Origin of the sequence: Winogradskyella epiphytica, assembly GCF_003217215.1 — a bacterium.
GTDB lineage: Bacteria > Bacteroidota > Bacteroidia > Flavobacteriales > Flavobacteriaceae > Winogradskyella > Winogradskyella epiphytica.
In genome coordinates this window covers 248273-260165 of the sequence record NZ_QJTD01000002.1, presented here as the reverse complement: position 1 = coordinate 260165, position 11893 = coordinate 248273, and the positions used below count along the sequence as shown (strand labels likewise).

Genomic DNA, 11893 nt, shown 5'->3' with positions numbered 1-11893 from the left:
TTGTTTATAATTTAAGCGGATTTTTGTTCAACACTTTGCTTTAGATGCAGGAGACCGGCAACCATTCCGTCTAATTCGTTTTCCAAAAAATTAGTATTCCTTTTGCTAAATCCCGAAATAGTATTGGCATAAAGCTCAACACCACCATGGGTGATATGAACACTGTAGGTGTCTTTTTCGGCGTCTAGCTTCACCGAAGTTCTATAATCACTTGAAACTAACAACCAGTAGCATAAACTATTAATCTGGTTAAATAATGAGAATTTTGTTTCCATAGTATTTAATTTTAATAGATTGAGGGGATTGTTTAACTAAGATATCAGCTAAATCTATGGCGGTCAAACTTGTTTGTTCTATGGGAAGGTTTTATCGGTAAAGTGTTGGTTATGAGTGTAAAAAACGGATAAGCAACCAAGTTTAAAAGATGGCATCATTATTGATTACTATTAAGTAATTATTAAAATTAAATACAATACAATGACTAAAGGAACAGTAAAATTCTTCAACGATGATAAAGGCTTCGGCTTCATAACAGAAGAAGGTTCAAACACAGAACATTTTGTCCATATTTCTGGATTAACTGATGAGATTCGTGAAGGCGATAATGTCGAATTCGATCTAGCAGAAGGCAAAAAAGGATTAAACGCAGTAAACGTAAGAGTTATCTAATATATATTGCATAAAATAAAAAGCCCATCACGACGTGATGGGCTTTTTTTATTCTCTACATTAAAATAATTAGTTTAATTAGGAAGCATTATAGATTTTACATTCACAAATTCCTTCATCCCAAAACCGCCATGTTCTCTTCCGAATCCAGAGTTTTTAACCCCTCCAAATGGCATATTAGGTTCTGCTAATCCAAACTTATTAATAAATACCATGCCCGTATCAAAATGCGTCATAGCTAATTCTATAGCGTGTTTTTCGTTTTTAGAGAATATACCACCGCCGAGACCAAATCGACTGTCATTGGCTATACGCATAGCATCATTTTCATCTTTTGCTTTGATCAAAGAGGCTACAGGTCCAAATAGTTCGTCGTCATAGGCGGGTTGTCCCGGAATTACATTCTCTAATACCGTTGCAGGATAATAAAAACCTTCACCTTTAGGGATCTGTCCGCCACATAATATTTTAGCACCATGTTTTACACTTTTTTCCACCTGTTGATGCAGTGTTTCTCTCAAATCCTCTCGAGCAATTGGTCCCATTTTTGAAGATTTATCTTTTGGGTCTCCAATTGTTATGTTTTCCATTGCCTTTACAAAACCATCTCTAAACTTATCATAAATAGATTCAACTACTACAAAACGTTTAGCGGCAATACAAGTTTCTCCGTTATTATAGATTCTACCCATAACACAGGTCTTTACAGCGAGATCAATATCAGCATCTTCTAATACAATATAGGCATCATTACTACCTAATTCTAAAACTGATTTCTTCAAGGCTTGACCTGCTTTTTTTCCAATTATCTCTCCGGCTTCAGAGCTACCGGTAAGCGTAATTCCACGAACTAATTCATGATTAAGCACCTTGTCAGATTGCTCATGAGAAATGATAAAAACACTGAATAAACCATCGGGTAATCCCGCCGCTTTAAATATAGATTCTAATAATTTTGCAGAACCGGTAACGTTAGAAGCATGTTTTAATAATACACTATTACCAGCCATAAGGTTAGATATGGCGTAGCGAATGACCTGATAACACGGGTAATTCCAAGGTTGAATTCCATAAATTATTCCAATTGGCGAGTAGGTAATAATGCCTCTTCCTCCATTAGATAATTCACGTTCTTCATTTTTAAGTATATCCGCAGCCTTCTGCGCAGAAATTTCACAAATGCTAAAGCACAAATCAACTTCTTGATAACTTTGTTTTAATAGTTTTCCCATTTCATTGGTCATCATTTCAGATAACTCGGATTTCTGGTTCTGAAGTTCAGCGCCAATGGCTTTGATAATTTTTGCGCGGTCTTCAAATGTAGTCTTTCTCCATTCTAAAAAGGATTGATGTGATTTCTGTATAATCGTCTCAACGTCTTTGTCAGTCATATAATTATACGTAGCTAATGTTTTTCCGTTTGCTGGATTTATAGTGCTAAAACTTTTATTCTTTTTTTGCGAATTCATAATGTCGTTTTAATATTTTTTATAAGTTCCAAAAAAAACAGCATAGATGTTAACTGATTTCTTAAGAATATTAACCTAAATCAATAGAGTACGGACGAGGATTGAAAAAATATATTTTCACCCAAGCTTTTAAAGAGCATCATTTCTAGCGATAAGGTTAATTAAACCGCTAATCATTTTATACATTTGGTTAATACAACTATAAATGAGCACAATCAAAACATTTAGAATACAAGACTTCCCACGATTGTTATTGGATGCTCTAAAGGCGTGGTTTGATGGTGAGCCTTTCCAACGAAGTGCCATCGTAGCCTATTATGCTATTCTGTCTTTACCAGCCTTGATTATCATTATTCTTAAAGTCGTAGGCGGATTCTGGGGAGAAGACTTGGTGCAAGGTGAATTATTAAATGAAATTTCGCATGCTATAGGTCCGGATGCGGCAGATGCCATAAGAACGATGATTGATAACCAAAGTGGCGAAAAAACATCAGTGTTCGCCACGATTATAGGGGTAGGTACATTGATCTATGGATCAACAGGCGTATTTTTTCAATTACAGTCGGCATTAGATACCATTTGGGAGCAAGAACCACCCTATAAAAACAGTGTGATAGCTACTCTAATGAGTCGAGTAAAGAGTTTTGGTTTTATTTTGATTCTTGGCTTTTTATTATTGACCAGTTTCGTTTTAACATCAATTTTAAGTACGTTTAGCAAACAATTGAACAGAGTTTTACCCGATGATCTCTTTGATTATTTATTTGTTGTGGACTTTTTGGTATCTGTAGCTTTTATCTTTATTCTGTTTGCAACGATGTTTAAATATTTGCCATCGGCGAAAATTAAATGGCAGTCTGTTAGAGTAGGGGCCGCACTAACAACTTTTTTGTTTATGATTGGTAAATATTTATTAGCCTTGTACTTTAATACTATGGAACCTGGTTCAACTTATGGCGCCGCCGGTTCAATTATTTTAATTATGCTTTGGGTGTCTTATACTAGTCTTATTCTTCTGTATGGTGCCTATTTTACAAAAAAATATGCCGATAAATATGTACAGGACGATTATATTTCTTAAATTTTTAAGAGGTTATTCATACTTATAAAATATTTTCAGATACAGATAATATTTCAACTTTATCTTAATGATGTAATTTTTTCAACACAGCTCTAAAGCAGGCATTAGATCGTTGTAGAATTCGCTTATATTCTTGATACGCTATCAAAACAAAGGCTTACTTTTGTAGCCTTTTTATATTATGGACACAAAAGATGAAAATGGCTTAAATAAAGCGTCAAGAACCCTATTATTAGTTGGTGTTTTGTTCATATCCGTGAATCTAAGACCCGCATTATCGAGTATTGGACCGCTGATTGATATGATTCGTCAGGATATTGGACTTTCAGATACATTATTAGGACTATTGACAACCTTACCACTTATCGCCTTCGGCATAGTTTCTACTATCACGCCATTATTTACTAAACGTTTTGGTATAGGGAACACCATATTGGGTGCTATGGTTCTGCTCACCAGTGGAATTATTATTCGTTCTTTTGGTAGTATTTTTGAGTTGTATTTAGGTACTATATTATTAGGTATAGCCATTGCTTTTGGTAATGTTTTAATTCCTGCTATTATAAAACGGAACTTTCCTCATAAAGCAGGATTTGTTACGAGTTTATATTCAGGAATAATGTCGCTTGGTGCTGCTATTGCAGCGGGCCTAAGTGTACCTTTAGCTGTGGAACTAAACTTAGGTTGGCGCGGCTCCTTGGGAGTATGGGCTGTATTAGCTATTATCGCTATGGTTATTTGGATTCCAAACCTTAAACGAATTAATCGCACACCACCACGTAGAAGTTTTAAAGAAGCTATGAGAAAATTAAGCGGTACTGTTTTGGTGTGGAAATTGGCACTCTATATGGGCTTTCAGTCTTTAGCTTTTTATGTAATTCTAGCTTGGTTGCCAGCCATATTAATAGATCGTGGTTATGACGCTTCTTATGCTGGTTGGATGTTATCTTTATCACAAGCCACAGGAATTATAGGAGCTATCATAATTCCAATTTGGGCAGGATCACGTAAAGATCAACGCTTGGTTATTGTAAGCTTAATTATTATTGAAGTATTAGCATTGATAGGTTTAATGCTTCCTGGAATAGGAATGGTGGAACTGTGGGTAGGTCTCATTGGAATGGTCTTAGGAGGTACATTTGGATTGGCTTTATTACTTATTGTTTTGCGCTCAAAAGATGCCGAAACAGCCGCCGAACTTTCAGGTATCGTTCAGTCAATAGGGTATTTTATTGCAGCTTCAGGTCCTTTTATCGTAGGCCTGATATACGATTTAACGCATGTGTGGAATTATGGGTTGATGTTATTAGTTGTTATTTCAATTCTTAAATTGTTAATGGGTATCGACGTTGGTAAAAACCGAAAAATTTAAGTTTTTAAAAAGAAATTTAAATCGACCTAAGGATAACTACGTGCAACAGTTACGATGGAGTAGTGGATAGACCAATTGAAAGCCAGTCGCAAATTTAAAGGAAAGCGTTTCGATCTGAATATAAGTTGTTATTCAGCAACTAATAAAACCCTAATCAGTTCAAAAAAAAAAATAAAAAAATCTTGCTAACTCCTTGTTATGAAGGCTTTTCATCACTAACCAACTCAAAACAGGTAATTAATTTATGTAACGTTATAATTATGGACGAGGAATATTTTTGCTATCAGCGTCAATAAAGGTCAAAACCTCTGTCGGATTTGTAATTAATTTAGCTTTATTTTCAGTGAATACTATAGCGCCTCTAAGGGCCGACGGATTTTCCCTTAAAATGGTAATGCAATCGGTTTCGCTAAAACTTCTAATATCGCCTGAAATTTCTTTATCATCTATCAGCGTATTTATGGAGGTTCCTAATCTTTTAGATAACTCAACCCATTGCGTTCCTGTAGGCTGTTGTTTTGATATATCCAGACTCAATAAACTTTTTTCTGATGCTTGTAAATAAGAAAGTGTCTGTTTATCGGAACGATCCTTACTATTATAAATACATGTAATTTCTCTTTTATCGTCGCTAAATACACCCATAATTAATAATTTTTCATCATGTCTTTTCGTTTCTTCAATTGTATGGTTAATTGTCTGATACTCTCAGTAACCGCTTCTTGGAAATTATCATGTGAAGATTCCGCAAATAAACGTGGGCCAGGCGCACTTAAGCGAATACCGCATATTTTTCCAGTGTCGTCAGACGAGGTGTTCTCAATCTTAAAAAATACATCTGCACGAATTACAAAATCAAATTTCTTAAAGACATCATTTAATTTTTCCTTCGTAAATGCCTCCAGGCTATCACTTGATGTTACATCGTGGTATTCAAATATAATGGTGTTATTATTCATGGTGCTTTGTTTTAAATAAGTTGTTTTTATTCAAAGTTATGGTATTCACTTTCAAAGTGTTGACTGATATCAATGAGTCCTTAACTTTATTAAGTAAAGATTTCTTTCAATAAAAATATGCTTGGCTTTATATTATGTCAAATAGAATTCGGAGTATTAAAAGGTCTAGTAGTCTTATAAAGTTATTTAAGTTTTGCTAACTCTTATAAATCGTCTATATGATTTTATATCGTACATTTTGTCGTTTATATGAGTTTTAGTGGAAGGAAATAAATAGCTTTTATTGTGAAGCTGGAAATTATTCGCAAGAGCCCAGGAATGTTGGGTATTAGAGTTTAAAAAAATAATCAAGCATTTGACCTCCGACATTTTAAACAATTAAAAACTGATGATCCAGTGGATGATTAGTTTTTAATACTCATGGAAACTATATTTAGATTATTGATGAACTTGGTTTGGTGTTATAGTTTAAAACCCACAATTAGCTTGTACATAATTCTCATCGATATATAACAACGATGCTGCTGTCATAGATCTAGAATTATGTCAAATATCGCCCAAAAGCGCTATTAAGCTAATTGCTATAGTTTGTCCTATAATTTATATTATGTAAAATAGAAGTTGAAAAGTGCATTTATCTTATAGACTTATATCCTCTGCTTCTGATTTATAATTTCGACTTAACCAATACTAATTATACGTTCTTCTTAAACCGGTTGAAAATCGTCAACATCTTTTTTGTATTGATAAAATATACACCAGTAAGAAGAATTCCCGCAGCAATAATTGACTGTGTCGTTATAGATTCATCTAAAAAATACCATCCTAAGATTAATGCGATTAGCGGATTCACGTACGTTGATGTGGCTACTTTTTCTGGGGAAACCACTCGTAATAAATAATTAAATGATGTGAACGCGACAATACTACCAAATACGATTAAAATCACCATTGATAATTGTACGTCTAGATGCCATGAACTTACAGTTAACCATTGTTCACCTACTATAAAACTTCCTAAAAGTATAAACAATCCGCCAAATATCATTTGATAACCGGTATTGATAAAAAAGTTAGATGGTAAATCGGCTTTAGACACAAATATGCTACCTAAAGCCCAACTAAGCATACAGAAAAAAATCATTACTAAACCCAAAACGGTGTCTTCACTACTAATTAACTGTTTTTGGCTGATTAATAGATAAATACCAATTACTCCTAAAATGACTCCAATAATAGACATGGCCTTTATCTTTTTACCGTCTATTAATCGTAATAAAAGAATAACCACCAAAGGTTGCGCAGATATTTCTAAGGCCGCCAATCCACTATCCACGTACTTTAAGGCCCAAACCAATACGCCGTTCCCTCCTGCTAAGAATAAAAAACCGGCTATGACGGTATTTAACAATTGTTTTCTTGTAATCTTCAAAGAATAGCCTGAGAGCTTGGCAATAATGAAAATCAATATGCCTGCAATCAAAAACCGAATAGCACCTATTTGAAATGGTGGCAATTGTGTAACCGCAATTTTATTTAATAAATAGGTTGAACCCCAAATAACATAAATGGAAAAAAAAGAGGCTATTATTAATAGTGGAGTTTTAGATTTCATGGTCTTTGGTGTGCTTATTATTGTTCTGTAGCGCACCGCAAATTAACGGAATTAAAAAGTTTTATAAATTACTTTTTAAGGATTGATTTTAAAAAATTAGCCAATTGATGAGTGATATAATCACAGATTGGCCCATCAGTATTTTAGCCACGGTGTATAGTGCTAATTTGTGTCATTAAGTCCTCCATCATTTCAACTTGAACTTGCTGAATGTTTAGCAACTCTTGTTGCTGATGAATAATTAAATGATCAATTTTTTCATGCAACATTCTAATCTCTAATTCCGATTTCAAATTAACGATATAATCTTGCTTAGCACGTTCTCTGTCCTTCTCCTCTTGCCTATTCTGGCTCATCATAATTACAGGTGCTTGTAATGCGGCTAAACAGGATAATATTAGATTTAAAAGAATAAAAGGATAAGGATCAAATCCTTCATTTACTAAAAAAACAATATTTGAAATTATCCAGACTAATATAAAAAGACCAAAAAAGATGATAAATTTCCAACTGCCTCCAAATACGGCAATTTTATCCGCTAAGCGCTGACCAAAGGTAAAATTTAAAGAAGCATCCGATTCCCTCTTTGTTGACAATCGTTCTTCGCTCTCAATGGTTTTTAAAACATCATTTTCCAAACTACTCAATTCGCCTACTTCTTTAATAAGATAATGTGCAATATATTTTTGTCTATATTGATTGAGTTCTGAAATGGAAATGATGCTTTCCGTGTTGAAATCTGAGTATTCGGATTTTATTAAATCAAAAATTGACTTTCTAATACTTTTGCCAATAACCTTTTCTGAGATTTGATATTCTATGTTAGAAATGCTGCTAATAAAGTTTCTCATAATCGTATGTGTATAATAAAGACTAACTTTAACTACGTTTAAACTAACTTTATCATTACTAAGTTATGAAAAAGAAGCTAAATCAACTCGCGGCAACTGCCATTTGTGGAAACGATATTAGTTCTTCTTGCTTATACGTATCAGCCATAACTATAGTATATGCAGGTAAATATGCATGGGTTTCCTTACTTATAGTTTCTTTTATTCTTTACTTATTCAGAAAAATTTACGGCGAAGTGGTTGGTGCACTACCATTAAACGGTGGGGCTTATAATGCCTTGTTAAATACCACTAAAAAATCTACAGCGTCTTTTGCGGCGTCATTAACTATATTATCCTATATGGCAACTGCTGTAATTTCGGCAAGTGAAGCTATAAAATATGCGCATAGTTTATGGGATAGTATTCCTGTAATTTTGGCCACCATTATTTTACTAATCCTTTTCATGGGCTTAGTCATTTTAGGGATTGGTGAATCCTCAAAAGTCGCAATTGCTATTTTTGTCTTTCACTTAGCTTCTTTGCTAGTCCTTTGCTTTGGGAGTATCTACTTTCTCTTTCAATCTGGTTTTGATACCCTTATAGCCAATTTTAAACTTCCGGTAGAAGGTGGATTTACCAAGGCCTTATTCTTTGGTTTTGCAGCTGCTATGCTTGGTATTAGCGGGTTTGAAAGTTCGGCTAATTATGTTGAAGAACAACAAAAAGGAGTATTTCCAAAAACTCTAAGGAATATGTGGATCATAGTCACGGTTTTTAATCCGCTCTTGGCATTTTTAGCTTTGGCTATTATTCCTATAGAAACTATTACAACGAATGAAGAAACACTCTTGTCTTTTATGGGAAAAACCACTGGTGGTAATTGGCTGTTTTATTTGATTTCTATTGACGCTGTTTTAGTATTAAGCGGAGCTGTTTTAACGTCTTACATAGGTGTTGGCGGACTAGTAGAACGTATGGCATTGGATCGAATTTTGCCTAAGGTATTATTACGAAAAAATAAAAGACGAAGCTCATATCTTATTTTTATAAGCTTCTTTTTACTCTGTGTCTCTGTTTTATTAATTACTGAAGGAAATTTAGAAGCATTAGCTGCTGTTTATACCATTGCGTTTTTAGGAGTTATGATTTTATTTGCTTTAGGGAATATGCTTTTTAAAGTGAACAGAGAAAAGCTCCCACGACCAGAAGTTGCGAGTTGGCCTTCACTTTTTATCGCTATTTTAGGAATAACCTTAGCACTCATTGGGAATTTAATACTTAACCCAGAAGAGTTTGTTGTCTTTGTAAAATATCTTGTACCGACAGTTTTAGTTATTGGCTTTATGCTGCATCGTGTGGTTATTTTAAAAGGATTATTATTGCTTATAGCTTATATAACTCCAGAAGAGAGTAACTTATTTAAAGGACTAAACCGTAGGATTAAAAAGGCTATCTATAGAATAAACTCACAACAATTTGTGTTCTTTACCAATCATGATGATGTCGCTACGTTAAATAAAGTCTTGCAATATATTGAGACTAATGAAAATACAAGAAAATTAAAAATAGTATCGGTTTTAAATGCTAATGAATCTATAGCTACGAATTTAAGAAATGATGTAAAAGTATTAGATAGAGCCTATCCCAAAATAGCTATTGAATTTATTGAAGAACAAGGTGTCTTTGGTCCAGATAAAATTAGAGAATTGTCTAAACGTTGGAATATCCCAGTGCATTTTATGTTTATTGGCGCTCCAGGAAATAAGTTTTCATATCGTATTGAAGAACTGGGAGAAGTGCGACTAATTATATAAACATACTTTATTAGTGTAAACTGAAAGAAGTAATTGTAAATGTATAGAATTATTTTCCATATCTAATAGTCAAATACAAAGGAATTGATTTCACTGTTGTCGTATGGGATATCAGAGCTAAAACCGTCGGTATGAACACCATTTTTAGTCATATACCATCGAATTTTAAAGTGGGTAGCCGATTCAGGAACACTGTAATATATATTTGAATTCACATCAATTCCAGTCCATGAGGTTTCTTCTACAGGACCTATGGAACCACCTCCAGGAAGTTGTTCTACAGGGATATAGGTATTATCAATACCAAAATTTTCAATAGCGGTAGTGACCACATTAGAGAGACCAGCGAAAAATCCAACCTTTATAAAATCATTTTCATCGAAAGGATTCGTATGAGTTATAGATATTTTAAACTTAATATATTTATCAACCTCTATTATAACTAGTTCATCCAATGAATAATCTGTATATATTCCGGTGCCTGAATAATCATCATCCCCTTGATGCACTATAGTAACAAAGGCATCTTGATCACTTTCTAGATCTACGGAAAAATCACCATTTATATCCGTGACAATTTCTTGACGGTCTAACTCTTTTATAGTTGAGAACAGTCCAGAGCCCGTCGCCTTTCTCGTCATGACGGTCACTGAATGATCAGCAACACCAACTCCATTTAGTGCTCGTTGAACTCTACCATTAATGGTAGTTTGACTGGCATCATCAGAAGAACAGCTCATTAACATTAAGAGACTGACCCACAATACATATGAAATTCTCATAATCGATATGAGTTATAGTTCTAATAAAGATAGTGAATTCGCAAGTCTAATACTATGATAAATGTCAAGTACAACAAACTATTAATGTTATAAGCATCCGAGTAAACCTTTGTATTTTTACGCTTTATAACAATTATTAGATATCATCATGATTATACCTAAACTCCATTATATATCTCAAGGAAATTCACCAAAAGAACATTTAGATCATATTCAAAAAGCCTGTACCTCTGGTGCAGAATTAGTACAGTTGAATCTATCTACTGTTTCAGAAAAGAAACTTTTAAGGATAGCTAAAGAAGCAAGAGAAATTACGGCTCATTTTCAAACACGACTACTTATTAAAGGCAATTATAATATTGCAAAAACAATAAAAGCAGATGGCATTCATTTAGATCATACCGATGTCTGCCCTACTCTAGCAAGAACGCACTTATACACTTGGCAAATGATTGGAGGTACAGCCCATACTCTAGGAGACTGTGAGGATCTAATTAAAAAAAATATTGATTATATAAGTTTAGGACCTTATAAAAATATAGTATCTGAAGATCCAGCATTAGGTTTAAAAGATTATGCCGCTATTCTAGATGTACTTGCAGCGCATATTCCCATTTTAGGTTTTGGTGGCATTACTCTTGAAGAGGTTAAAGACATTTTGCATACTGGTATTTCAGGTTTAGCCGTGTCTGATGCGATTACTTGCGATTTTAACAGCATAAAAACATTTAACCAATTGCTAAATGCTTCTGCAACAGCTGAGCAGAGACATTCCTTTAAATAAAAGAGTTGTTTGAAATTAAAAAATCCCACGAGGGTGGGATTTATCATTAATTTCTTGTCAAAAGTGTTTAATACTTAAGATCATTTAGAAAATCATTTACTTTCTCTTTTGATTCACCGGTGCGTTTTTGGATTCGTCCTAGCAGTTCATCTTCCTTACCTTCCATATAATCTAAATCGTCATCAGTAAGTTCTCCCCACCTTTGCTTCAATTTACCTTTAGCAATATTCCAATTGCCTTTTACTTTATCTTGCCATGGTTTCGACATAATGTTTGAGTTTTAAAATGTTTGTGTAAATCACTCTGATTCACTATTATAAAGATAATATTCTAGCTCCTTATTACTTGTCTCATTAAATATAATGTTTGATTCATTTAGTGAGTATTACAGTAAGACTCCTCTGTTTTCAATCCTTAACAATTTTTCTGCATTAACCTAAACCTTTGTTAAAAAAAAGAATGAACGTTTATTTTTGTAATTATTTAGGTATATTTGCAGTAGAATTAAAAACAAC

General features: G+C 33.7%; 13 protein-coding genes. 5 read left to right on the top strand and 8 right to left on the bottom strand.

The genetic code is table 11. The features are described 5' to 3' along the window. Positions 1-11: 11 nt before the first annotated feature. Positions 12-275, bottom strand: a complete 264-nt coding sequence (locus tag DFQ11_RS06425; protein ID WP_110475044.1) for a hypothetical protein — start codon at positions 273-275, stop codon at positions 12-14. 202 nt (positions 276-477) lie between these two features. Between DFQ11_RS06425 and DFQ11_RS06420 the strand changes: the two genes are divergently transcribed. Next, positions 478-669 (top strand): cold-shock protein, encoded by a 192-nt coding sequence (locus DFQ11_RS06420; protein WP_110475043.1) that lies wholly within the window; start codon positions 478-480, stop codon positions 667-669. 74 nt (positions 670-743) lie between these two features. Here the strand turns inward: DFQ11_RS06420 and DFQ11_RS06415 are convergent, their stop codons facing one another. Continuing rightward, positions 744-2138: an NAD-dependent succinate-semialdehyde dehydrogenase gene (locus tag DFQ11_RS06415; RefSeq protein ID WP_110475042.1), complete on the bottom strand. Its 1395-nt coding sequence runs from the start codon at positions 2136-2138 to the stop codon at positions 744-746. A gap of 205 nt (positions 2139-2343) precedes the next feature. On the opposite strand from DFQ11_RS06415, the gene DFQ11_RS06410 reads away from it, so the two are divergent. Both DFQ11_RS06410 and DFQ11_RS06405 read left to right on the top strand, forming a co-directional pair. Beyond that, complete coding sequence (locus tag DFQ11_RS06410) at positions 2344-3219, top strand: YihY/virulence factor BrkB family protein (protein ID WP_110475041.1); 876 nt, start codon at positions 2344-2346, stop codon at positions 3217-3219. Positions 3220-3400: 181 nt separating this feature from the next. Next, a complete protein-coding gene (locus DFQ11_RS06405) occupies positions 3401-4591 on the top strand; it encodes a CynX/NimT family MFS transporter (protein ID WP_110475040.1) in 1191 nt (396 codons plus the stop codon). 258 nt (positions 4592-4849) lie between these two features. Here DFQ11_RS06405 and DFQ11_RS06400 read toward each other — a convergent pair whose 3' ends face one another. From DFQ11_RS06400 to DFQ11_RS06385, 4 genes are all read right to left on the bottom strand, one after another. Then, positions 4850-5236 (bottom strand): thioredoxin domain-containing protein, encoded by a 387-nt coding sequence (locus DFQ11_RS06400; protein WP_110475039.1) that lies wholly within the window; start codon positions 5234-5236, stop codon positions 4850-4852. Between the two features lie 2 nt (positions 5237-5238). Beyond that, the gene (locus DFQ11_RS06395) at positions 5239-5550 is read right to left on the bottom strand and encodes an HPF/RaiA family ribosome-associated protein (protein WP_110475038.1); all 312 of its coding nucleotides are present in this window, start codon (positions 5548-5550) and stop codon (positions 5239-5241) included. A gap of 694 nt (positions 5551-6244) precedes the next feature. Continuing rightward, positions 6245-7165, bottom strand: coding sequence for an EamA family transporter (locus tag DFQ11_RS06390; RefSeq protein WP_110475037.1), 921 nt, complete (start codon positions 7163-7165; stop codon positions 6245-6247). A 143-nt stretch (positions 7166-7308) separates the two neighbouring features. Next, the gene (locus DFQ11_RS06385) at positions 7309-8016 is read right to left on the bottom strand and encodes a DUF1003 domain-containing protein (RefSeq protein ID WP_110475036.1); all 708 of its coding nucleotides are present in this window, start codon (positions 8014-8016) and stop codon (positions 7309-7311) included. A gap of 65 nt (positions 8017-8081) precedes the next feature. Here DFQ11_RS06385 and DFQ11_RS06380 point away from each other — a divergent pair, with 65 nt between their 5' ends. Further along, positions 8082-9812, top strand: coding sequence for an APC family permease (locus DFQ11_RS06380; protein ID WP_110475035.1), 1731 nt, complete (start codon positions 8082-8084; stop codon positions 9810-9812). Between the two features lie 62 nt (positions 9813-9874). Here the strand turns inward: DFQ11_RS06380 and DFQ11_RS06375 are convergent, their stop codons facing one another. Further along, positions 9875-10594 (bottom strand): hypothetical protein, encoded by a 720-nt coding sequence (locus tag DFQ11_RS06375; RefSeq protein ID WP_146221507.1) that lies wholly within the window; start codon positions 10592-10594, stop codon positions 9875-9877. Between the two features lie 148 nt (positions 10595-10742). On the opposite strand from DFQ11_RS06375, the gene DFQ11_RS06370 reads away from it, so the two are divergent. Then, positions 10743-11378 (top strand): thiamine phosphate synthase, encoded by a 636-nt coding sequence (locus DFQ11_RS06370; protein ID WP_110475033.1) that lies wholly within the window; start codon positions 10743-10745, stop codon positions 11376-11378. A 67-nt stretch (positions 11379-11445) separates the two neighbouring features. Here DFQ11_RS06370 and DFQ11_RS06365 read toward each other — a convergent pair whose 3' ends face one another. After that, positions 11446-11646 carry a CsbD family protein gene (locus DFQ11_RS06365; protein ID WP_110475032.1) on the bottom strand — a complete coding sequence of 67 codons (201 nt, stop codon included), beginning with the start codon at positions 11644-11646 and terminating at the stop codon, positions 11446-11448. Between the last annotated feature and the right edge of the window lie 247 nt (positions 11647-11893).